The organism is Burkholderia pseudomultivorans (assembly GCF_001718415.1).
Taxonomy (GTDB): Bacteria; Pseudomonadota; Gammaproteobacteria; order Burkholderiales; family Burkholderiaceae; genus Burkholderia; species Burkholderia pseudomultivorans_A.
Map to the genome: position 1 here is coordinate 1037391 of NZ_CP013377.1, position 21472 is coordinate 1058862.

General features: G+C 65.7%; 20 protein-coding genes. 10 read left to right on the forward strand and 10 right to left on the reverse strand.

The window, feature by feature from the left end:
- Position 1: 1 nt before the first annotated feature.
- The 5 genes from WS57_RS04405 to WS57_RS04425 all read right to left on the reverse strand — a co-directional run bounded on the left by WS57_RS04405 (position 2) and on the right by WS57_RS04425 (position 4144).
- Positions 2-1063, reverse strand: a complete 1062-nt coding sequence (locus WS57_RS04405) for an alkene reductase (RefSeq protein ID WP_009688780.1) — start codon at positions 1061-1063, stop codon at positions 2-4.
- 83 nt (positions 1064-1146) lie between these two features.
- Positions 1147-1455 (reverse strand): ArsR/SmtB family transcription factor, encoded by a 309-nt coding sequence (locus WS57_RS04410; protein WP_040131365.1) that lies wholly within the window; start codon positions 1453-1455, stop codon positions 1147-1149.
- 157 nt (positions 1456-1612) lie between these two features.
- On the reverse strand, positions 1613-2749 hold the full coding sequence (locus WS57_RS04415) for a patatin-like phospholipase family protein (RefSeq protein ID WP_059512568.1): 1137 nt from the start codon (positions 2747-2749) through the stop codon (positions 1613-1615).
- Positions 2750-2841: 92 nt separating this feature from the next.
- A complete protein-coding gene (locus tag WS57_RS04420; protein ID WP_009688783.1) occupies positions 2842-3183 on the reverse strand; it encodes a cupredoxin domain-containing protein in 342 nt (113 codons plus the stop codon).
- A gap of 16 nt (positions 3184-3199) precedes the next feature.
- The gene (locus WS57_RS04425) at positions 3200-4144 is read right to left on the reverse strand and encodes a metallophosphoesterase family protein (RefSeq protein ID WP_069243792.1); all 945 of its coding nucleotides are present in this window, start codon (positions 4142-4144) and stop codon (positions 3200-3202) included.
- Between the two features lie 260 nt (positions 4145-4404).
- Here WS57_RS04425 and WS57_RS04430 point away from each other — a divergent pair, with 260 nt between their 5' ends.
- The 3 genes from WS57_RS04430 to WS57_RS04440 all read left to right on the forward strand — a co-directional run bounded on the left by WS57_RS04430 (position 4405) and on the right by WS57_RS04440 (position 7820).
- A complete protein-coding gene (locus WS57_RS04430; protein WP_059479915.1) occupies positions 4405-4629 on the forward strand; it encodes a hypothetical protein in 225 nt (74 codons plus the stop codon).
- Positions 4630-4710: 81 nt separating this feature from the next.
- Positions 4711-6462: an ABC transporter permease gene (locus WS57_RS04435; protein ID WP_059601297.1), complete on the forward strand. Its 1752-nt coding sequence runs from the start codon at positions 4711-4713 to the stop codon at positions 6460-6462.
- Positions 6463-6473: 11 nt separating this feature from the next.
- Positions 6474-7820 (forward strand): AAA-associated domain-containing protein, encoded by a 1347-nt coding sequence (locus tag WS57_RS04440; RefSeq protein WP_069243793.1) that lies wholly within the window; start codon positions 6474-6476, stop codon positions 7818-7820.
- Positions 7821-7870: 50 nt separating this feature from the next.
- Here WS57_RS04440 and WS57_RS04445 read toward each other — a convergent pair whose 3' ends face one another.
- Genes WS57_RS04445 through WS57_RS04465 form a run of 5 tightly spaced genes read right to left on the reverse strand, consistent with a single transcriptional unit; the run spans position 7871 to position 13196 of the window.
- Positions 7871-8989, reverse strand: coding sequence for an ImpA family type VI secretion system protein (locus WS57_RS04445; protein WP_059600753.1), 1119 nt, complete (start codon positions 8987-8989; stop codon positions 7871-7873).
- Positions 8986-10059 (reverse strand): type VI secretion system baseplate subunit TssG, encoded by a 1074-nt coding sequence (gene tssG / locus WS57_RS04450; protein WP_059600754.1) that lies wholly within the window; start codon positions 10057-10059, stop codon positions 8986-8988. The genes WS57_RS04445 and tssG overlap by 4 nt, the downstream gene beginning before the upstream one ends.
- Positions 10059-11948, reverse strand: a complete 1890-nt coding sequence (gene tssF / locus WS57_RS04455; RefSeq protein WP_069243794.1) for a type VI secretion system baseplate subunit TssF — start codon at positions 11946-11948, stop codon at positions 10059-10061. The genes tssG and tssF overlap by 1 nt, the downstream gene beginning before the upstream one ends.
- 37 nt (positions 11949-11985) lie before the next feature.
- Complete coding sequence (gene tssE, locus WS57_RS04460; protein ID WP_059518681.1) at positions 11986-12552, reverse strand: type VI secretion system baseplate subunit TssE; 567 nt, start codon at positions 12550-12552, stop codon at positions 11986-11988.
- Positions 12549-13196 carry a TagK domain-containing protein gene (locus WS57_RS04465; RefSeq protein WP_069243795.1) on the reverse strand — a complete coding sequence of 216 codons (648 nt, stop codon included), beginning with the start codon at positions 13194-13196 and terminating at the stop codon, positions 12549-12551. The genes tssE and WS57_RS04465 overlap by 4 nt, the downstream gene beginning before the upstream one ends.
- 545 nt (positions 13197-13741) lie before the next feature.
- Between WS57_RS04465 and tssH the strand changes: the two genes are divergently transcribed.
- The 7 genes from tssH to WS57_RS36835 all read left to right on the forward strand — a co-directional run bounded on the left by tssH (position 13742) and on the right by WS57_RS36835 (position 21455).
- Positions 13742-16423, forward strand: a complete 2682-nt coding sequence (tssH, locus tag WS57_RS04470) for a type VI secretion system ATPase TssH (RefSeq protein ID WP_009694942.1) — start codon at positions 13742-13744, stop codon at positions 16421-16423.
- Positions 16424-16459: 36 nt separating this feature from the next.
- Positions 16460-16999, forward strand: a complete 540-nt coding sequence (tssB, locus tag WS57_RS04475; RefSeq protein WP_009694943.1) for a type VI secretion system contractile sheath small subunit — start codon at positions 16460-16462, stop codon at positions 16997-16999.
- A 27-nt stretch (positions 17000-17026) separates the two neighbouring features.
- Positions 17027-18520, forward strand: a complete 1494-nt coding sequence (gene tssC / locus WS57_RS04480) for a type VI secretion system contractile sheath large subunit (protein ID WP_069243796.1) — start codon at positions 17027-17029, stop codon at positions 18518-18520.
- Positions 18521-18612: 92 nt separating this feature from the next.
- Positions 18613-19098, forward strand: coding sequence for an Hcp family type VI secretion system effector (locus tag WS57_RS04485; RefSeq protein ID WP_009694946.1), 486 nt, complete (start codon positions 18613-18615; stop codon positions 19096-19098).
- Positions 19099-19177: 79 nt separating this feature from the next.
- Positions 19178-19681 carry a type VI secretion system lipoprotein TssJ gene (gene tssJ / locus WS57_RS04490; protein ID WP_009694947.1) on the forward strand — a complete coding sequence of 168 codons (504 nt, stop codon included), beginning with the start codon at positions 19178-19180 and terminating at the stop codon, positions 19679-19681.
- A 31-nt stretch (positions 19682-19712) separates the two neighbouring features.
- Positions 19713-21059: a type VI secretion system baseplate subunit TssK gene (tssK, locus tag WS57_RS04495; RefSeq protein ID WP_009694948.1), complete on the forward strand. Its 1347-nt coding sequence runs from the start codon at positions 19713-19715 to the stop codon at positions 21057-21059.
- Between the two features lie 69 nt (positions 21060-21128).
- Complete coding sequence (locus WS57_RS36835) at positions 21129-21455, forward strand: hypothetical protein (protein WP_155640540.1); 327 nt, start codon at positions 21129-21131, stop codon at positions 21453-21455.
- Positions 21456-21472 lie beyond the last annotated feature (17 nt).

Genomic DNA, 21472 nt, shown 5'->3' on the forward strand with positions numbered 1-21472 from the left:
CTCAGGCCGCGTCGCTGAGCGAAGGATAGTCGGTGTAGCCCGTTTCGCCTTCGGCGTAGAAGGTTTCCGGCACCGGCTTGTTGAGCTGCGCACCGAGTTCGAGGCGGCGCGGCAGGTCCGGGTTCGCGATGAACAGCTTGCCCCAGGCGATCGCGTCGGCATCGCCGCTCGCGAGCGCGGCCTGCGCGGTCTCGAGCGTGAACTGCTCGTTCGCGATCAGCGGGCCGCCGAACGCTTCCTTCAGGCGCGGGCTCAAGTGGTCGCCCGTATACGATTCGCGCGTGAAGATGAACGCGATCTTGCGGCGGCCGAGTTCGCGCGCGACATAGCCGAACGTCGCGGCCGGGTCGGAATCGCCCATCGTATGGGCGTCGCCGCGCGGGGCAAGGTGCACGCCGACGCGTCCGGCGCCCCACACGTCGATCGCTGCGTCGACCACTTCGAGCAGCAGGCGCGCGCGGTTCTCGATCGGGCCGCCGTAGGCGTCGGTCCGGTGATTCGTGCTGTCCTGCAGGAACTGGTCGAGCAGGTAGCCGTTCGCGCCGTGGATCTCGACACCGTCGAAGCCCGCCGCCTTCGCGTTCTCGGCGCCCTTGCGATACGCGGCGACGATGCCCGGAATCTCGTCGAGTTCGAGCGCGCGCGGCGTCACGTACGGGCGTTGCGGACGCACGAGGCTCACGTGGCCGCCCGCGGCGATCGCGCTCGGCGCGACCGGCAGGTCGCCGTTCAGGAACACCGGATCGGAGATCCGGCCGACGTGCCACAGCTGCAGCACGATGCGGCCGCCCGCGGCATGCACGGCCTGCGTGACCCGCTTCCAGCCCTCGACCTGCTCGTCGGACCAGATGCCGGGCGTGCCCGCGTAGCCGACGCCCTGCGGCGTGACCGAGGTCGCCTCGGTGATGATCAGGCCGGCCGATGCGCGTTCGGCGTAGTAGCGGGCCATCAGGTCGTTGGGCACGCGCGCGTCGCCCGCACGGGTGCGGGTGAGCGGCGCCATCACGATACGGTTCGGCAGCGTCAGTTCGCCGAGGGTCACGGGATCGAACAGCGTGGGCATGGCAGATAACCTCTTCACGAAAGGGCGGGACCGTTGCCGCGTGGTGCGCGGCGCGTGCCCGCATGGCCGGTTCGGCCGGGTTGTCAGAGTTCCCGGCGCAGCGCGTCGAGAAATGCGTCGATGACGGCCTCGTTGCGCCGGAAGAACGCCCACTGGCCAACCCGTGTCGATGTCACGAGTCCCGCGCGCTGCAGCGTTGCCAGATGCGCGGAGACGGTCGACTGCGACAGCCCGCAGCGCGCATCGATTTGCCCGGCGCATACGCCGTGGTGGTACGGCAGCGTCTGGTCCGGGAAATGCACGTCGGGCGTTTTCAGCCAGACGAGGATTTCCCGGCGCACGGGGTTCGAGAGCGCTTTCAGGATCGCGTCGATGTCGGGTTCGGTCGGCATGGAAAAGGGGTGGCGACTCAGGGCGGTTCAGTCGGGCAAACAGGTATCGTCGATGGGCGAATCATATATCGGAATGTTCCGATATGTTTGAAAGCACTGATGTCAATGGGGTTGATAGCCAGCGAGCAGGGGATGCGCGGGTTTCGGGGCGGCTTCCTTACGCGGTCCGCTCCCCGATCGCGTTTTCCTCCGGGCTATAGACCGTCAACCCCTCGACCGGATCCATCGGCATGTCCCACGGCCGTGCGGCGATCGCCTGCATCGCGGCCTCGAAGCCCGCTTGCCGGCGCGCCGCGATGCCGACCGGCGTGAAGTCGATATCCTTCCACTGATCGTCGCCGTCGAGCCGCGGCGCCGCGAGCTTGATCACGCGCATCGTCGTCTGGCAGCCCCACGCGGCGAGCGCCCGCACGTCGTCCGACGTGCGCTCGGCTTCCGGCAGCCGCTTCACCAGCTCCTGGATCACGTGGCGCAGCCGGTGGATCTGCTGCTGGCGCGCGATATTGCTGTCCGTGCGACTCGCGTACTGGATGTCCTTCTGCCGTTCCGACACCTGCCAGATGCTCTGCGGTTCCGGCCCGACCGGATTCCACATCTGCACGGAGAAGATGATCGAGCTGCGGCGCGGCGCATCGTCGAGCACGACCTCGACCGGCGTGTTCGAATAGATGCCGCCGTCCCAGTACGGCGCGCCGTCGATCCGCACGGCCGGGAATGCGGGCGGCAGCGCGCCCGAGCTCATCACATGGGCGAGGCCGAGCGGCCGGTCGCGCGAATCGAAGTAGCGCATCGCGCCCGTGCATGCGTTCACCGCGCCGACCGTCAGGCGCGGCTGCCCCGCGTTCAGCAGGTCGATGTCGATCAGCGACGCGAGCGTATCGCGCAGCGGCGTGCTCAGGTAATACGACGCGTGATCGACGCCGAGGCGTGCGAGCGGTCCGAGCCAGGCGGCGGGATTCGGCAGGAAGAAGCCGGGCAGCCCGGCGCCGATGACCGCCAGTTCCGAGAAGATCTTGTCCCAGCTGATCGGTATGCCCGGCACGTTGACGCCCGGCCGTTCGGTCACGCGCTGCCAGAACTCGCCCATGCGCTCGGCGCGCCGCCCGGGCGGGTTGCCGGCGATCAGCGCCGCGTTGATCGCGCCGATGGACGTGCCGATGACCCAGTCGGGCTGGATGCCCGACGCATGCAGGGCCTCGTACACGCCCAGCTGATACGCGCCCAGTGCGCCGCCGCCCTGGAGTACCAGGACGACCTGTCCCGGCAGCGTCGGTCTTGCGGGGTTTGCCGTCATCGCGTCCCTCGTCGTCGGTGGCGGCCGGCAGGTTCCGGCCGGATGGAACCAGTGTAGGCGATCGGCGCGCGGCGGCTGCCGCTTCGTGCGTGTCACTCGACCGTGATCGTCTCCTTCATGTACGGATGAATGCCGCAGAACACCTTGTAGATGCCCGGCTTGTCGAAGCGGAACGCGAAGGTCTCGTCCTGGTCGAGCGCCTTCGAATGAAAGATGCCGGCGTCGTTGACGACGGTGTGCGGCTCCGCGTCGAGGTTCTTCCACGTGATCGTCGTGCCGGCCTTGATGGTGGTCGACATCGGCGAAAACATGAAATTGCGGATCGTCACGAGCGGGCCGCCCGGGCCTTGCGCGAATGCGGCGGGCGGTGCGCCGGCAGCGAGCGCGCACAGGGCGAGCGTCGCGAGCGGTTTCAGCAGTCGGGTGCGTGTCATGTCGGTCTCCCCGGGGTCAGGCCAGTGTCGTGTCGTGCAGCGCGGATGCCGCCGGATGGCCCGCGAACTCGACGGTCGTCACGCCGAGCATCGACGGCAGCCGGTCGCGCGGCACCGTCAGCGGCACCGGTCCCGGACCGTTGCCGGCGGTCGGCTGCGGGAACGCGGTCGAGCGCGCGGTATGGAACGTCACGTTGCCCTCGACCTTCGACACGATCTGGTGGATGTGTCCGTTCAGCACGGTGACCGAGCCGAAGCGCCGCAGCAGCGCCATCGTCTGCGGTGCGTCGCCGGTGCCCCATCCCCACGGCTCGTAGATGGTCCACATCGGCATGTGCGAGAACACGACGATCGGCGTGCTCGACGTACGGCCCTTCAGATCCTGCGCGAGCCACGTGAGCTGATCGTCGCCGAAGCTGCCGAGCCCGTTCGGCTTGAAGTGCATCACGTTGACGAGGCCGACGAAGTGCACGCCCGCGTGATCGAAGCTGTAGTAGCCACGGTTGTCCGACGCCTTGCCGAAGCGGCTGAAATATTCGGCGCCCGAGCCGTCGGTGACGTCGTGTTCGCCGGGCACCGTATGCAGTTCCGGCACGCGCAACGCCGACAGCAGTTGCGAGGCGCGATCGAATTCCTCCGGTTTCGACAGGTGCGTGATGTCGCCCGTATGGATGGCCAGCGCGGGGAGGGCCGGCATTCCGTTGACGAGCTCGATGGTCTGCTGCAGCGTGGCCGCGACGTCGGGATTCGCGTCCTTGTTGAAGCCGATGTGCGTGTCGCTGATCTGCACGAACAGCGGGCGGCCCGCAGCGGCGGGGCGCGCGCCGCTTTCCTGCGCGAGCGCGAGGTCGAACGGCGTCAGCACGCCGCCGGACAGCGTGAACAGCGTGCCCAGGCCGCCGAAGGCCATGCACTGCAAGGCCCTGCGGCGCGACGGGCGGGTGGGATTCGATGAAGACATGTGAGCCTCGCAATCGTATGACGGAACCGGACGGCCGGATCGTCCGGGAGTAAACCGGCGTGTTTCGCATGCGATACCGGCGCGACGACGGATTTATTCCCGCGAGTGCGTGCGAGTCGCGAAGAGGGCGCTTCCGGCTCGCGGTGCGACGCGCGGACGCCGGACGATGACGCGTTAATGTCCTGTAATCGATATGTCATATTTGCGTCATGCCCGCCCGATAGCCTGCGACACCGAATCACATCTTCGGAGTACCGTTCATGCCGAATTTCGCGGCGACGGAAGCTAGCGGCGCGCTCAGCCGGCGCATGCACACTATTGGCCTCGCGCTGTTTTGTCCGGTCGCTGCGCGCGGCATCGTCGATATCGCGACTCGTTTCCGCGCCGGCCTCGGCCCGCTCAAGGCACGTTCGGCACTGCCATTCCTGCTGCTCGTCGTCGCGCTGTCGATCGCGCGCGACCGGGCGCTGCACCGGGCCTGCTGATCCGCGCGGCTGCCGGCAACAGCAGGCCGGGCGGCGCCCGGGCTGCTCCATCGCTTTCCAATCCAACAGAAGACGCTACCGATGGATATCAGTTTCGATCCGAACCGCACCGCGAACGCTTCGGCGTGGCGCGTGCTGCCCAACCGCTGGGATGCCGTCGCGTTTCCGCTGATCATCTGCCTGCTCGCGATGGCCATCGTCGGCTTTCACCAGACGATGGCGCCGATCGCCACGCTGCAGACGCAGAAGATCTCGCTCGACCCGTCGAACCTGCCCGAATACGCGCTGCGCACGACGCTGCGGATGCTCGCGGCGATGGTCGCGTCGCTCGCGTTCACGCTGATCTACGGCACGCTCGCCGCAAAGAGCCGCCGCGCCGGGATGGTGCTGATCCCGATCCTCGACATCCTGCAGTCGGTGCCGGTGCTCGGCTACATCTCCTTTACGGTCACGTTCTTCCTCGCGCTGTTCCCGGGCCGCGTGCTCGGCGCGGAACTCGCGGCGATCTTCGCGATCTTCACGAGCCAGGCATGGAACATGACGTTCAGCTTCTACCAGTCGCTGCGCACGGTGCCGAGCGACCTGAACGAAGTGTCGCGCGGCTTCCATCTGACCGGCTGGCAGCGCTTCTGGAAGCTCGAGGTGCCGTTCTCGATGCCGGGCCTGATCTGGAACATGATGATGTCGATGTCGGGCGGCTGGTTCTTCGTGGTCGCGTCGGAAGCGATCACGGTCGGCAACCAGACGATCACGCTGCCGGGCATCGGCGCGTATCTCGCGCAGGCGATCGCCGACAAGAACCTCGGTGCGGTGGGCTGGGTGATCGTCGCGATGACGGTCGTGATCCTCGCGTACGACCAGTTCCTGTTTCGCCCGCTCGTCGCGTGGGCCGACAAGTTCCGGATGGAGAACACCGCGTCGGGCGATGCGCCGCAATCCTGGCTGCTCGACATGCTGCGCCGTACGCGGCTGATTCACCAGTTGCTGGTGCCGGCCGGCTGGCTGCTGTCGCAGGCGGCGCGCGTGCCGCTGCGCGTCCCGTCGCTGCGCGGTGCGCGCGACCGCGACGCGTCGGCGCGTCGTTCTTCGCGCGTCGGCGACATCGTGTGGGGCGCGCTCGTGATCGTGCTGACCGTCTACGTCGTGTGGCGCGTCGTGTCGTACGTGAGCACCGGCGTGACGATGGCCGAGGTCGGCCATGTGCTCGTGCTCGGCCTCATTACGCTGCTGCGCGTGCTCGTGCTGATCGCGATCGCATCGGTGATCTGGGTGCCGCTCGGCGTGCTGATCGGGCTGCGTCCCGCGCTCGCGGAGAAGATTCAGCCGCTCGCGCAGTTTCTCGCCGCATTCCCGGCGAACCTGCTGTTCCCGGTGTTCGTGATCGTGATCGTCCACTTTCGTCTGAACGCGGACATCTGGCTGTCGCCGCTGATCGTGCTCGGCACGCAGTGGTACATCCTGTTCAACGTGATCGCCGGTGCGATGTCCTACCCGAACGATTACAAGGAAGCCACGAAGAATTTCCGCATTCGCGGCTGGCAGTGGTGGCGGCAGGCGATCCTGCCGGGCATCTTCCCGTACTACGTGACGGGCGCGATCACCGCATCGGGCGGCGCATGGAACGCCAGCATCGTGTCGGAGTTCGTGCAGTGGGGCGATACGAAAGTCGTCGCGCACGGCCTGGGCGCCTATATCGCGCAGATGACGGCCGCCGGTGACTTTCCGAAGATCATCCTGGGCATTGCCGTGATGTCCCTGTTCGTTACCTTGTTCAACCGTCTGCTGTGGCGCCCGATGTACGCCTATGCGGAATCCCGGCTCCGTCTCGACTGAGAGTAAGCGCGATGCAAAATCCGAATGTTGTGAATGCCCCCGTCCAGGCGCCGCCGACCGCCCAGCCGCCGCGCCTAGGGGAAGAAATCCTGCGCGTCGACCACGTCTGCCGAGGTTTCAACAAGACGCAGGGCGAGCTGCTGGTGCTCGACGATGCGAACCTGTCGCTGCGCGAAGGCGAGATCGTCGGGCTGCTCGGCCGTTCCGGTTCCGGCAAGTCGACGCTGCTGCGGATCATCGCCGGGCTGATCGAGCCGACCGACGGCGACGTGACCTATCTCGGCAAGCCGTTGCGCGGGCCGGCCGAAGGCGTCGCGATGGTGTTCCAGACCTTCGCGCTGTTCCCGTGGCTGACCGTGCTGCAGAACGTGGAGGCCGGCCTCGAAGCACTCGGCGTCGATGCACGCGAGCGGCGCGAGCGCGCGCTGGCCGCGATCGACCTGATCGGTCTCGACGGTTTCGAGAACGCGTATCCGCGCGAGCTGTCGGGCGGGATGCGGCAGCGCGTGGGCTTTGCGCGCGCGCTGGTCGTCGATCCGACCATCCTGCTGATGGACGAACCGTTCTCCGCGCTCGACGTGCTGACGGCCGAGACGCTGCGTACCGACCTGCTCGACCTGTGGACGCAAGGCCGCATGCCGATCAAGTCGGTGCTGATCGTCACGCACAACATCGAGGAAGCGGTGTTCATGTGCGACCGGATCCTCGTGTTGTCGTCGAACCCGGGGCGTGTGATCGCCGAGATCAAGGTGCCGTTCAAGCATCCGCGCAACCGGCTGGACCCGGACTTCCGCAAGCTGGTCGACGACATCTACGCGAAGATGACGGCCCGCCAGACCGGCGAAGCGACCCGGAAAGGACTCGAACTCGGCAGCTGGCTGCCGCGCGTGTCGACCAACCTGATGGCAGGCCTGATCGAGACGCTTGCGATGGCGCCGTACCACGGCCGTGCGGACATGCCGGAAATCGCGCGGTCGCTGCATCTGGAGGTCGACGAACTGTTTCCGATCGCGGAAGTGCTGCAGTACCTCGGCTTCGCGGACGTGCGAGAAGGGGACGTGTTCCTGACGCCGCCCGCGCGCGTGTTCGCGGAGTTCGGCACGCAGGAGCGCAAGCTGATGTTCGCCGATCACCTGCTGAAGCACGTGCCGCTGGCCGCGCGGATCAGGAAGGTGCTGAACGAGCGGCCGGGGCATCGCGCGCCGCGCGTGCGCTTCGAGCAGGAGCTGGAGGATTTCCTGTCGGACGACGCGGCCGAGGAGACGCTCGATGCCGTGATCGACTGGGGGCGTTATGGCGAAGTGTTTTCGTATAACGACAAGACGGAGGTGTTTAGTCTGGAGGATGTCGAGAGTTGAGCGCCGGGTGTGCGCCGCATCCCGCTACGCTGGGGCGTGACGGGATGCCGTCATGATTCGTCAGCCTCTTCCCACTGCGCGAGCAGTTCGGCCGGGATGGCCTTGACGACATCGACATAGCGTTTGCCGACGAATTGTTCGGCGCGCCTGAGCAGCACCGGAATGGGGCTGCTCGGTTCGTGCGTCTCGAACCAGTGGCGTGCCGCACAGATCAACGTCAACGCGGCCTGCCGGTCCATCGGCGCAAGGGGAGCGGGCGCGACGACCGGCGTCGAGGTCGGGGCATCCGCCTGCGCTTCATCTGCACGCGGCAGGCCAGGCGGTGCATCGACGGATGCCGGCAGCGCAGGCGTGCCGCACTCCGGTGGTTCGGCCGAAGGCGCGGTGTCGGACCGCGTGCCGGCCCGCGGTTCGCCTGCTTGAAAGAGCCGGAGCAGGCGGGCCAACGGGGAAAAATCCGGCAGAGACGTCCCGAGGTGCGTTGCGCACCACGTCTCGATGGCGGAGAGATTCGAGATCGCGTCGTCGAAGGCCTGCATCATCGACGGCTGCTGTTCGCGCAGGTTCTGCAACTGCAGCGCGACCGAATCGGGGGCGAGCGCATCGGGCGGACGCGGATGCGCGAACGCACGCTCGACGTCGCGTACCTGCAGCCGGGTGGCGCTCGATCGCGTCAGGACGATTTCCCGCACGTCGGCCAGCAAGCCTTCCGGATCCGCCAACGCCTGCAGCGCGTTCATCCGCATCTCCAGCGCGGCAGGGCGATCGTCGTCGATATCGGCCCGCGGATGCACCTGCTCCGGGAACGTGTGCAGCCAGGCTGCCAGCAGCCCCGTTCCGTCGGCAAGACCCGCCACGCCGCCGAGGCGCGTGCGGCAGCGCGCATGCAGCACGGCGACGCGCATGTCCTTCGTCCGCGTCATCAGCCGCCGGCAGTCTCGCTCGATCTCGCTCCAGTTCAGCGGATCGGGCGAACCGACGAAGCCGCCGTATTGCACGTCCTGCCTGGGCGCGGTGCCGGCAAACAGCACCACGAAATCATGGTCGTATTCGAGATCCGGGCCGCACGGCGCCGTCTCGCTCAACGGCGCGAGCCAGTCCTCCTGCGACGTATCGGCGACTGCCGCCCGGCCGGGCTTGTTCTGCGTGGTGGACGATTTCCTGCTCATGGTCGATGTTCGGAGGCCGTATCGCTGCGGTTGAGATGGCGTGCATGGCGTTCGGGCTCGAAGCGCATGCCGGTGATCGGCTGGTCGGGTGCAGGCCGGCCCAGCCAACCGGACCAGCCCAACCGCTGCCGGCCGCCCATTACGGCCGGCGGCGCGCTCTCGGGCTTGATGCGAAGCTCGAGCTCCCATTCGAGCTCGCGGCCGACGAAGGCCCGCACCCACTCGACGAGTCGCGGCAGGTCTTCGCCTTGCGGTGTGAAGCGCAGGTACGCGTCGAGATCGACGGGGCCGATCACGATGCGGAACCGGTGCTGGCGGTCCGGCGCGACGCGCCCGAGCACGGCGCCGCGGCCCATCGTCGCGGCGGCGCCCGGATAGCCCATGCGCCCGCAGTCGGCCGGATCGATTTCGATCCAGTGAAAGACGTTTTCGTCCACGGCGACCGGGACGCCGAAATAATGTTCGAGCGTCGCGCGCAGGCCGTCCGGATTGCGCGATTCGCGAACGAGATGGGCCGAGGCGGCCAGGCGCGCATGCGACGGAAGGGCGCCCCGGTCGATCTCGCCGATGTCGTGTCCGACCAGGCTGGCGATATAGAACGAGAACCGTTCGTCGTGCTTCCGGTCGAGGCCCGCAGCTGCCTGTGCGGAGGCCCACGCACGATAGAACAGCGTGAAGAACCGGTGATGGAAGATGTCGAAGAAGTCCGCCGTGGTCGTGTCGCGACGGCTGTTTTCCCGATCCCTCGCGATTTCGGTCACGTGGACGGGGAGCGGGCCGTTGGGCCCCAGCATGCCGAGGCCGAACAGCCGCACCTCGAGTCGCCCGGCTGTTTCGTGTGCGCTCGCGATTTCCCGCGGAGCGAAGGTCAGGCTCGGCTGCTGGCCCAGTCGGAAGGGTTCGGCCTGCGGCCGGCGCGCGGTGCCGATCGGATCGATCGCGGGGTTCGCGCCGATCCGCCGCAGCAACGACAGGAACCCGAAACGCCAGGGCTCGGCCTGCAGGGCGTCGAGCAGTTCGGGCGACAGCGCGTTGTCGCGCAGCGGTGCACAGAGCGTGGCGCGCTGCATCACAGCGCTCCGCGCGTGCCGGTGCGCGCCGGCCAGCGCGCGATCCGGCCGCGTTGCATCGAATGCAGTTCCGTCTGCGTGAAGCTGTTGATCGACACGTGCCGCGCAAGCCAGTGTTCGAGGATCGTGCCGAAAAGATAGGGGCTTACGCCCGAGAAGCCCGTCTCGTCGACCGTCAGCGCGCATTCGATGCCGCGACCGAAGGTCATCGGGCCGGTTCCCGGCAGCTTGCGCGTGACGGGGCGCGTTTTCACGCCGACGAGGCTTTCGACCTGCCGGCGCTGCCCGGTGTCGCCATCCACGAGATACAGGCGCAACAGGTCGCGCAGGCCTTGCCCGCCCTCGCGGTGATCGAGCGCCTCGAGCGGCAGATAGTCGAAGTTCAGCTGGCGGATCAGCCGCCATGCCATTTCTCGTTCGGCATACGGCGGCAACGGTGCGCTCGGCGGCCGGATCAGGCCGATGCTGTCGACCGGTGCCGACTGCGCGGTCTCGAGGTCGCGCACGCCGTCGCGCGGCACGAGCGTGGCGAGATCGCGGTTCGTCAACAGCGCGTCGACCGACAGGAAGCGGATGTTTTCGCCATACGGCGCCTCGGCCTGATCGACCAGCGAGAGAAATACCTCCGTCCCCACGTACGGCGTGCGCGTTCCGTAGCGGCGCGCCGAATCGGACAGCAGGCGCCGCTCGCGCCGCATCGAAAAATAGCGGCCGTGATTGCCTTCGTCGTTGTTCAGCGTCTGATAGAGCGGCCGGAATTCGAGTTCGGAGGACGTGGCGGCGACCTGACCGTAGACGGCGCTGACCGAGAACACCTCGTAGTCGAGCGGCGTGAGTCGAGCCGGAACCAGATGGAATTCGGTGTCGCGCGGCGAGATCTCGACCCGATCGGTGTGCTTGCGGAACAGATTGACGACGGGCGTACAGAAGAGCGCGAAGCGCGACGCATCGACGAGATTGGCGAGCGGCCCCGGCGCACGGTCGAGCAGCACGACGATCTCGACTTCCCGGCCGTCGATGCGCGAGAACCCTTCGGCAAGGCCGTTCAACGCGAAGAACCAGAACCGCGCGGGGCAGGCGAAGTACTCGTGCAGCAGGTTGTGCCCGTGAAACTTGGCCCAGTTCAGCGGCAGCAGGCTCTGATCGGTGCGCAGTCCTTCGTGTTCGACCGCGCGTTCGGTGACGGCCGCCGGCGCGCGGCCGGGCCTGCCGAATTTGCCGGGGGCGCCGATCACCGAGGCGACGCCGCCTGCATGCAGCAATTCGAACAGATGCGACGCGACCTGTTCGTCGCCGGCCAGATAGACCGGAAGCCGGTCGAGTCCTTTCAGGTCGGCGATCCGCATGTTGCCGGTGGTCGCGAGCCTGATCCGCAGCGCCCCGCGCACGGGCGTATCGGGCGCGCTATAGCGCTCCAGCGCCGGGATGTCCGGTGGAATGCCGGTCAGCCGCGCGTCGGTGATCGCGAGCGGCCACAGCGTGACGTCCTGTCCGCTCGTGAACCGGCAGGCCGTGCGCTCGCCGTCGGGAATCTGCGCGGTGAACGTGGTGCCGCGCGCGAGGCGGTAGCCGTCGACGAGGCTGCCTTCGGACTGTCCGGGGTACAGGCGAGCGATCGAGATCGACGGGGTCGGCGCGACGTAGTTCGGGTAGATGACCTCGAGCAGCCTTTCCGTGAAGCGCGGAAACTCCGCATCGAGCTTGATCTGCATGCGCGCGGCCATGAAGCTGAACGATTCGATCAGGCGCTCGACATAAGGGTCCGCCACTTCGCCGGCCTGCATGCCGAGCCGCCGTGCGATCTTCGGATGCGCATGCGCGAACTCGGCGGCGAGCTCGCGCATGTAGATGAGTTCCTGGTTGTAGTAGTCGAGCAGTCGCGGGTCCATCGCAGAGGCCTCGTTGTGATCGTGGTGTGTGCCGCGCTCAGCCGGCGCGCATGCCCGTGATGCGGATTTCGCTCGTTTCGAGGTCCAGCGAGCTTTGCACCATGAATTCGAGCGGATACGGGTCCATGTGAATCAGGCCGCGCACTTCGAAAGCGAGCACGTTGTGATGTTCGCCCGCGGTATCGGCATCGGGATCGGTGCGGGGCGATACCACCAGCGAATCCGGAATCAGGCGCGGCTCGAAATCGCCGATGGCGCGGCGGATCGTGGTTTCGACGTCGCTCCACCGGCGCGATGCGATAAAGGTGCCGGCCAGCGGCGGCACGCCGAAATTCACCGTCGACGCGGCGGCTTGCGGATGGCGCGCACGATCGATCCGGTCTTCGATACTCGTCGTGTTGAGCAGATAGGCGAGATCGCGCTGCACGATGTCGCGCATCTGCCTGCGCGTGACCGTGTATTCGTCCGGGGCTTCGGTCTGTCGATGCGGTGCGTCGTCGCGCAGGCGGTCGAGCAGCGTCGGCATCAGATGCGAGCTGGCTCGCCGCGGCGTACGAGCAGTCGGTGCATCGGCGCCGGGCTGGCGTTTTCTGCGTTCGGTCATGGCGAGTCCTTGCGCAAGGGCGCGGCCAGCGGGCTGTCCACGGACAGCGCATGGTGCTCTCGCCGGGTTAGCGGCGGCGGGGCGGGAGCGCTGCCCGCAGACTCGGCATGGAACTCGGGTGGCGCGAACAGTCGCAGGATCTCCGGAACGGATTCGCCGTCGATCGTCGTTTCCGCGCGTCCGTCCAGACGACCGAAGGCATCCTCGATCGTGCGATTGCCGGACAGGAATGTCTCGATCGAGTCCGAATGCCGATGGCTTTCGCAGGGAGGCGGGGCGTGCGGGTGATCCGGTGCGATCGGGGACGTGAGCGTGTCGTTCACCGACGGAGCCCACGTCGAAGCAATCGGCGCGCCGGGGTCGGCGAGGGCGCGCCAGTACTGTGCATGGAGCGCGTCGATCAGCGCATCGGTGTGACCGGACTCGATACCGGCCGTGTCCTCCGCGTCACGTGGACGGGTGGCCGCGCCTTCCCGCGTGCCGATACCGAGCTGACCGAGCATGTCGTCGTCGGCGTGTGCGGAACCGAAGGCGCCGTCGAGCCGCAACGCGTCGGTAACGGGCTGCGGACGTGCTTTGTCCGGCGCGGATGCGACGGGCGGCATGTTCGGCTGACGATGCCAGGATGGGCGACGGAAGCGCATGGACGGGTTCGGTGTGCGAAAGAACTGAAAGTGAAGCGAGAGTATCGATCAATCTTTCGTCTCAAAAAAGTGCCTGGTCGAGAAAATGGTGGAGGGTGGGGTGAAAATAGATTGTTAAAGACTGCAAAATATAAAATAAAAATCTTATTGGAATCAAAAGACTGCTGTCTTTTTCTTGTGTTGAGGATGATGGTGTTTCGCTTTTTATCTCGAAATAACAATGACTTGAAGGGGGGGGGATTCGGGCCTCGGAAGGCGTGTGGATCGTACATGACCGATAAGTGGGTTAGGCACGGGTTCAATGCGATTGAATATAGGACGAGTCTGAATTTTTATTAAGCGCTTTAGATTCAATTAATGCGTTGACGTTTTTATTGTTTCGTGTTGATAATTCGGTCCTGATTCGAGTCGGCCGTTTTTTTAGAATCTGAGAGAGGGGTGTGTTTCGAATGATCGAGATCGCGTCTGGCATGGCAACCAGAAAGGAATCCTGATTGCCTCGGCGTATTCGTTCGCAACACGCTAACGAACAAAACAAGACCATCATGAACATTTCACGCCAGACCTTGTTCGGCAAGCTCGGGGTCGAGCTCTACCGGGGAATCGAATCGGCGACGCGTTTCTGCAAGCTGCGCGGGAACCCGTTCGTCGAGCTCGTCCACTGGCTGCATCAACTGCTCCAGCAGCCGGATGGCGACCTGCAGCGGATCGTGCGCCATGCGGATATCGATCGCGATGCGCTCGAGCGCGACCTTGCGCGGGCGCTGGCTGCGCTGCCGGCCGGCGCGAGCTCGATCAGCGATTTCTCCTGGCACATCGAAACGGCCATCGAGCGCGGCTGGGTGCTGGCGACCCTCGGCCATGGCGATCGTCGCGTGCGCGGCGCCTGGCTGGTCGCAGCGCTGGTCTCGACACCCGAACTGCGGCGCGTGCTCGTCGCCATTTCCGCCGAGTTCGCCAAGATCCCGGCGGCCAATCTCGGCGACGTGCTTCCCGCCTGGATCGACGGGTCGCCGGAGGCAGCGGACGAGCCGTACGATCGCAGCGAGCTTGCGCCGGCGCTGCCGGGCGAGGCGTCCGGTGCCGTGTCGGGCGCGCCGCAGGGCAACGCGCTCGAGCGGTATTGCCTGGATCTCACTGCGCGGGCGCGCGCCGGCGAAATCGATCCCGTTGTCGGCCGCGAACTCGAAATCCGCACCATGATCGACGTGCTGCTGCGTCGGCGGCAGAACAACCCGCTGATCACCGGCGAGGCCGGCGTCGGCAAGACTGCGGTGGTGGAAGGATTGGCGCGAGCGATCGCGGCGGGCAACGTGCCGCCGAATCTGGCCGACGTGAGGCTGCTGAGCCTCGATGTCGGCGCGCTGCTCGCAGGGGCCAGCATGAAGGGGGAATTCGAGGCTCGCCTGAAGGGCGTACTCGAGGCCGCAGCGCGCTCGGCCGCGCCCATCATCCTGTTCGTCGACGAAATCCATACGCTGATCGGCGCGGGCGGGCAAGCCGGCACCGGCGACGCCGCCAACCTGCTGAAACCGGCGCTCGCGCGCGGCACGATTCGCACCATCGGCGCGACGACCTGGACCGAGTACAAGCGGCATATCGAGAAGGATCCGGCGCTGACGCGGCGCTTTCAGGTGTTGCAGGTCGCGGAGCCGTCAGAAGCGGCGGCGGCCGACATGGTGCGCGGCCTCGCGTCGACGTTCTCGTCGCATCACGGCGTCGTCGTGCGGGACGAAGCGATCCGCGCTGCCGTAACGCTGTCGCATCGTTACATTCCGTCCCGCCAATTGCCCGACAAGGCGATCAGCCTGCTCGATACCGCGTGCGCGCGCGTGGCGCTGTCGCAGCACGCGACGCCGCGCGAACTGGACGACGTGCGGCAGCGCCTGGCTGCCGCGCGCACCGAAGAAACCCTGCTGGTGCAGGAAGCCCGTATCGGTCTCGATGCGGACAAGGCGTTGCATCGCGTGCGCATGCGCATCGACGCGCTGGCGACGGAAGAAACGGCGCTCGCGGATCGCTGGTGCGCACAGGCGCAGGCCGCGCAGGCGTTGCTTTCCGCGCGCGAAGCCGCGATCACGGACGCGGCGGATTCGCCGGTATCGCTCGACAGCTTGCGCGAACTCGAACGGACGCTGGCCGCGCTGCAGGGCGATGCGCCGCTCGTCTTTCCCGAGGTCGACGCCGCCATCGTCGCCGAGATCGTGTCGGACTGGACCGGCATCCCGGTCGGCCGCATGGTCACCGACGAGATTGCGGCCGTGCGCCGCCTTCCAGAAACGCTCGCGGCACGCGTGATCGGGCAAAGCGATGCGCTGGGCCTGATCGGCGAGCGGGTGCAGACCGCGCGGTCGGGGCTGACCGATCCGAAGAAGCCGCTGGGCGTGTTCCTGCTTGCCGGCCCGTCCGGCGTCGGCAAGACCGAGACGGCACTGGCGCTGGCCGAGGCGCTATATGGCGGCGAGCAGAACCTGATCACGATCAACATGAGCGAGTATCAGGAAGCGCATACGGTGTCGGGCCTGAAAGGCGCGCCGCCCGGTTATGTCGGCTACGGCGAGGGCGGTGTGCTGACCGAGGCGGTGCGCCGGCGGCCCTACGCGGTCGTGTTGCTCGACGAGATCGAGAAGGCGCATCGCGACGTGCACGAAATGTTCTTCCAGGTGTTCGACAAGGGCTACATGGAAGACGGCGACGGCCGCCATATCGACTTCCGCCATACCACCATCCTGCTGACGAGCAACGTCGGCGCCGAGCTCAGCGCGAGTCTGTGTGCGGATCCGGCGCGGACGCCGGATCTCGACGGCCTGCGCGACGCGCTTGCACCGGAACTGCTGAAGGTATTCCCGGCGGCGTTCCTGGGGCGTGTGACGGTCGTGCCGTACCGGCCGCTCGCCGCCGACGCGCTCGCCAGCATCGTTCGCCTGCATCTGGACCGCGTCGCGAAACGCATGGCACACGCCCACGACATCGCGCTCGTCTGCGACGACGCAGTCGTGCACTACATCGTCGGCCGTTGCCTCGTTCAGGAGACAGGTGCGCGCGTGCTGATCGGCTTCATCGAACAGCATGTGCTGCCGCGCCTTTCCGCGCTCTGGCTCGATGCATTCGCATCGCGCGTGCCGCTCGCGCGCATCGCGATCGGCGTATCCGATTCCTCCGCGTCGCCCGCGCAGGCACTGACGTTCGAGGCGAGCCCTTCTCATCCTGTCGAGCCGCGTCGTTGAGCTCGACAATCGTCACCCACTGTCAGGAGACTGTTCATGTCCGCTAGCAGTTCGCAGAAGTTCATCGCGCGCAATCGTGCGCCGCGTGTGCAGATCGAGTACGACGTCGAAGTGTATGGCTCGGAGAAGAAAGTCGAGCTTCCGTTCGTGATGGGCGTGCTTGCCGACCTCTCCGGCAAGCATCCGGCCGAACCGCTGCCGGCGGTGTCGGAGCGCCGCTTTCTGGAAATCGATATCGACAACTTCGACGAGCGCATGAAGGCGATCCGGCCGCGCGTCGCGTTCGCCGTGCCGAATACGCTGACGGGCGAAGGGCAGATGATGGTCGACATGACCTTCGAAAGCATGGAGGACTTCTCGCCGGCCGCGATCGCCGACAAGGTCGAGCCGCTGCGCCGTTTGCTGCAGGCGCGTACGCAGCTGGCGAACCTGCAGACCTACATGGACGGCAAGTCGGGCGCGGAGGCGCTCGTGACTCAGTTGCTGCAGGACCCGGCGCTGCTGAAGTCGCTGGCCGCAGCGCCGCGACCGGAGCGCCATGAAGCGGACGCGGCCGATCCCGGCGACGCGAGCTGACCGACAAACCGATCGAGGATGACCATCATGGCAAAACAGCAAGTACAGGCCATCGAGACGCAGGCCGCTACCCAGTCCGATTTCACGCAACTGCTGGAGCGGGAATTCCGGCCGAAGACGGACCAGGCCCGCGCGGCGGTGGAGCATGCGGTGCAGACGCTCGCGGAGCAGGCGCTCTCGCAGTCGATCACGATCAGCGACGACGCCTACAAGAGCATCGCGGCCATCATCGCGCAGATCGATCGCAAGCTTTCCGAGCAAATCAACCTGATCCTGCATCACGACGACTACCAGGCGCTCGAATCCGCGTGGCGCGGCCTGAACCATCTCGTGTCGAACACCGAGACGGACGAGCACCTGAAGATCCGCGTGATGGATGTCTCGAAGGCCGAACTGCATCGCACGATGCGGCGCTACAAGGGGCTGGCGTGGGACCAGAGCCCGCTTTTCAAGCAGATCTACGAACAGGAATACGGCCAGCTCGGTGGCGAGCCGTACGGGTGCATCGTGGCCGACTACTACTTCGACCACACGCCGCCGGACGTCGACCTGCTCGGTTCGATCGCGAAGGTGGCGGCGGCCGCTCACACGCCGTTCGTGACCGGTGCGGCGCCTTCGGTGCTGCAGATGGAGTCGTGGCAGGAACTGGCGAACCCGCGCGACCTGACCAAGATCTTCACGCAGAACCTCGAATACACCGCGTGGAATTCGTTGCGCAATACCGAGGATGCGCGCTACGTCGGCCTCGCGATGCCGCGCTTCCTGGCGCGGCTGCCGTACGGCGCGAAGACCAATCCGGTCGACCAGTTCGACTTCGAGGAAGACACGAACGGCTCCGACCACAGCCGCTACGGCTGGGCGAACGCGGCGTATGCAATGGGCGTCAACATCAACCGCTCGTTCAAGCAGTACGGCTGGTGCTCGCTGATCCGCGGCGTCGAATCCGGCGGCACGGTCGACAACCTGCCGTGCCATACGTTCCCCACCGACGACGGCGGAATCGACATGAAGTGCCCGACCGAGATCGCGATTTCGGATCGTCGCGAGGCCGAGCTGTCGAAGAACGGCTTCATCCCGCTCGTGCATCGCAAGAACACCGATCACGCGACCTTCATCGGCGCCCAGTCGTTGCAGAAGCCGGCCGAGTATCACGACCCCGACGCAACCGCCAACGCGAATCTGTCGGCGCGCCTGCCGTACCTGTTCGCCTGCTCGCGCTTCGCGCATTACCTGAAGTGCATCGTGCGCGACAAGATCGGCGCGTTCAAGGAGCGCGAGGACATGCAGCGCTGGCTCAACGAATGGATCATGAACTACGTCGACGCCGACCCCGCGAACTCGTCGCAGGACACGAAGGCGCGCCGGCCGCTCGCGGCGGCCGAGGTGCTGGTCGAGGACGTCGAAGGCAATCCCGGCTACTACCAGGCGAAGTTCTTCCTGCGCCCGCACTTCCAGCTCGAAGGGCTGACCGTTTCGCTGCGGCTCGTGACGAAGCTGCCGTCGATCAAGGAAGCCGCTTAAGCATCCGGCAGGTCCCGCAGGGCCGCACGTCGGACCGCTTCGGGAGACGACAATCGGCCCGATTCCAACGTTCACTAAAAGGAGTACTACGCATGGCACAAGACATTTTTCTGAAGATCGACGGCATCAACGGCGAATCGCTCGACGACAAGCACAAGGACGAGATCGAAGTCCTGAACTGGGACTGGGAAATCCTGCAGGAATCGTCGATGCACTCGGGGAGCGGCGGCGGCGCCGGGAAGGCGACCGTCAAGGATCTCACGTTCGAACACAACATCGACCGCGCGAGCCCGAACCTGATGAAGTACGCGCTGACGGGCAAGCACATCGACCAGGCCGTGCTGGTGATGCGCAAGGCCGGCGGCAACCCGCTCGAATACCTGAAGCTCACGATGAGCGACGTGATCGTCACGCGCGTGAAGCCGTCGGGCAGCAAGGCCGGCGAGGAAAAGAGCCGCGAGACGGTGTCGCTGTCGTTCTCGAAGGTCAAGCAGGAGTATGTCGTGCAGAACGCGCAGGGCGGCAGCGGCGGCGCCGTCACGGCGAGCTTCGACATCAAGGGCAACAAGGAAGCGTAAGCGCGATGCGTCGCGCGCGGCAGCGCATTTGCGTTCTCCGCGTGCGGCGCATTGCGTGGTTCATCGAGGTGAATTTCGTATGCGTTCGATTCTGACTGCCGCTTCGGCCGCCGCGGTCGTGCTGCTCTCCGCCTGCGCGAGCGGCGAACCGAGGCCGAAGGTGCCGATTCGGCTCGAACTGGCCATCAACGCGGCATCCGACGTGAATCCGGACGATCGCGGACACGCGGCGCCGATCCTGGTGCGTCTCTACGAGCTGAAGAACGGCAATGCATTCGAGGCGGCGGATTTCTTCTCGCTGGAAACACAGGAGAAGACGGTACTGGCCACCGACGTCGTCAAGCGCGACCAGTTCCAGTTGCGCCCCGGCGAGCATCGGAAAGTTGTCCGGCGGCCCGATCCGGAAACGACTGCCATCGGCGTGATCGCGGCCTATCGCGATCTGCCGAATGCGGTATGGCGGTCGGTCTACACGATGCCTGCCGCGCCCGACAAGGCGTGGTATCGGCTTGTTACACCGAAGCTGAAACTGACTGTCGATCTCTCGGCCAAGGCCGTCACGATCGAGGAAACGAAGAAATGAAACACGTCGTGCAACGAAACGGACGAGACGTATGAGCTGGTACGCCAAGGTCGCCTGGCAGGAAGGGTTGTTTTTCAGACCGCAGCTTTTCCAGCAACAGGAGCGCTACTTCGAGAAGTACGCGCACATGCGTGCGGCGCCGCTGTCGCCTTTTTTCTTCGGCTTCGTGCATTACGCGCTCGATCTGGAGTCGCTCGCGCTCGGGAAAGTGATCGTCAAATCGGCCGCCGGCGTGTTCGCCGACGGCACGCCGTTCGATGCGCCGGGCAATACGCCGTTGCCGCCGCCGTTGACGATCCGTCCGGAACACCTCGATCAGGCGATTTATCTGGCCGTGCCAGTGCGTTTGCCGAACTGCGAGGAAACGACGTTCGAGGATACGCCCGATTCGATGGCGCGCTATCAGGTGTTCGATGCCGAGCTGCGCGACTCGAATTCGATCGGGCTGGCGCCCGAGTCCGTCCAGCTGTCGAACCTGCGGCTGCGTCTGGTGCCGGAGAAGGAGCTCGGCAACGCATGGATCGGTCTTGCTCTGACGAGCGTCAAGACCATTCGCGCGGACGGCAGTATCGAGCTGGATGACGCGATCGTGCCGCCCGTGTCGGGCTATGGCGCGAGCGATTTGCTGACGAGCTGGGTCACGAAGATCCACGATCTCGCGCATCTGCGCGCGAATGCGCTGTCGCAGCGGCTGGCCGGCACGGACGACACGACCGCGAGTGCGGCGACGGTCACGGATTACCTGCTGTTGCAGATCCTCAACCGGTACGAGCCGTTGCTGCAGCACATGCTGCGCGTGCCGACCACTTCGCCGGCGGAGGTCTACACGTTGCTGATCGCGATGGCAGGCGAGCTGTCGACCCATCTGCGCACGGACACGCGCCGTCCGGTCGATACGCATCCGCCATATCGGCATACGACGCCGCATCTGTGCCTGAAGCCGGTGGTCGACGACACGCACCGGCTGCTCAATGCCGTGCTCGTGCGTAGCGCGCAGAGCATCGCGCTGGAGGATAGGGGACACGGCATGCGCAATGCGGTGGTCGATCCGGCCGATATGCGGGGTTTCGCTTCGCTGGTGCTCGCCGTGCATGCGGCGATGCCGCCCGACGTGCTGCGTCAGCAGTTTCTCGCGCAAGCGAAGGCGGGGCCGTCGGAAAAGCTGCCGAGCCTCGTGCGCAGTCATTTGCCGGGTATCGGCATGCAGGCGCTGCCGGTGCCGCCGCGGCAGATTCCGTTCAACGCGGGATATATCTATTACGAGCTGACGCAGGGCGGGGCGCTGTGGGAGGAGGTGATGCGCCACGGCGGGATTGCGTTGCATGTGGCGGGCGAGTTTCCGTCATTGAAGCTTGAGCTTTGGGGGGTACGCACATAGGGCGATGGTTAAGAACGCACCGGATAACGAATTAATTCAATCTCGGCATTCGCTTGACTCGAATTTGATATGGAAAATCTGACTGAACGTACGCCCGAACCGTCTCGTGGAAGCCCTGTGCTTCGCGGTTTCGGTCTCGCCTGGTTGCTCTTTATCGCGGTGTATTGGACCGTTACATCTATCGATCCGATGAGTAACTTGTTTTGGCGCGGATACTTTTTTCTCGCGCCTCCGATTGCCGTGGTCGTGGTCGCCGGATTCTTTGCAGTGCGTGGAGAAAAGCGTTTTGCAGGGGGAATGTTTGCCGGTCTTGTCTCTGTGATGTGCGTAATTTTTTATCTGTTGTTTTCTTTATTTTTTGGAAATTCCCATTCCATAGTTAATGGTTGGAAGTAGGGCCGGGTAGGCGTTAG

What these genes read in the sequence shown, in the direction of transcription:
- tssG (WP_059600754.1), bottom strand. Translation starts at nt 10,059, where the DNA reads ATGCAGCGCGCCACGCTCTGTGCACCGCTGCGCGACAACGCGCTGTCG.
- WS57_RS04405 (WP_009688780.1), bottom strand. Translation starts at nt 1,063, where the DNA reads ATGCCCACGCTGTTCGATCCCGTGACCCTCGGCGAACTGACGCTGCCG.
- WS57_RS04485 (WP_009694946.1), top strand. Translation starts at nt 18,613, where the DNA reads ATGGCACAAGACATTTTTCTGAAGATCGACGGCATCAACGGCGAATCG.
- tssF (WP_069243794.1), bottom strand. Translation starts at nt 11,948, where the DNA reads ATGGACCCGCGACTGCTCGACTACTACAACCAGGAACTCATCTACATG.
- WS57_RS04465 (WP_069243795.1), bottom strand. Translation starts at nt 13,196, where the DNA reads ATGCGCTTCCGTCGCCCATCCTGGCATCGTCAGCCGAACATGCCGCCC.
- tssK (WP_009694948.1), top strand. Translation starts at nt 19,713, where the DNA reads ATGAGCTGGTACGCCAAGGTCGCCTGGCAGGAAGGGTTGTTTTTCAGA.
- WS57_RS04430 (WP_059479915.1), top strand. Translation starts at nt 4,405, where the DNA reads ATGCCGAATTTCGCGGCGACGGAAGCTAGCGGCGCGCTCAGCCGGCGC.
- tssE (WP_059518681.1), bottom strand. Translation starts at nt 12,552, where the DNA reads ATGACCGAACGCAGAAAACGCCAGCCCGGCGCCGATGCACCGACTGCT.
- WS57_RS04440 (WP_069243793.1), top strand. Translation starts at nt 6,474, where the DNA reads ATGCAAAATCCGAATGTTGTGAATGCCCCCGTCCAGGCGCCGCCGACC.
- WS57_RS04410 (WP_040131365.1), bottom strand. Translation starts at nt 1,455, where the DNA reads ATGCCGACCGAACCCGACATCGACGCGATCCTGAAAGCGCTCTCGAAC.
- WS57_RS36835 (WP_155640540.1), top strand. Translation starts at nt 21,129, where the DNA reads ATGGAAAATCTGACTGAACGTACGCCCGAACCGTCTCGTGGAAGCCCT.
- tssB (WP_009694943.1), top strand. Translation starts at nt 16,460, where the DNA reads ATGTCCGCTAGCAGTTCGCAGAAGTTCATCGCGCGCAATCGTGCGCCG.
- WS57_RS04425 (WP_069243792.1), bottom strand. Translation starts at nt 4,144, where the DNA reads ATGTCTTCATCGAATCCCACCCGCCCGTCGCGCCGCAGGGCCTTGCAG.
- WS57_RS04435 (WP_059601297.1), top strand. Translation starts at nt 4,711, where the DNA reads ATGGATATCAGTTTCGATCCGAACCGCACCGCGAACGCTTCGGCGTGG.
- WS57_RS04415 (WP_059512568.1), bottom strand. Translation starts at nt 2,749, where the DNA reads ATGACGGCAAACCCCGCAAGACCGACGCTGCCGGGACAGGTCGTCCTG.
- WS57_RS04420 (WP_009688783.1), bottom strand. Translation starts at nt 3,183, where the DNA reads ATGACACGCACCCGACTGCTGAAACCGCTCGCGACGCTCGCCCTGTGC.
- tssH (WP_009694942.1), top strand. Translation starts at nt 13,742, where the DNA reads ATGAACATTTCACGCCAGACCTTGTTCGGCAAGCTCGGGGTCGAGCTC.
- tssJ (WP_009694947.1), top strand. Translation starts at nt 19,178, where the DNA reads ATGCGTTCGATTCTGACTGCCGCTTCGGCCGCCGCGGTCGTGCTGCTC.
- tssC (WP_069243796.1), top strand. Translation starts at nt 17,027, where the DNA reads ATGGCAAAACAGCAAGTACAGGCCATCGAGACGCAGGCCGCTACCCAG.
- WS57_RS04445 (WP_059600753.1), bottom strand. Translation starts at nt 8,989, where the DNA reads ATGAGCAGGAAATCGTCCACCACGCAGAACAAGCCCGGCCGGGCGGCA.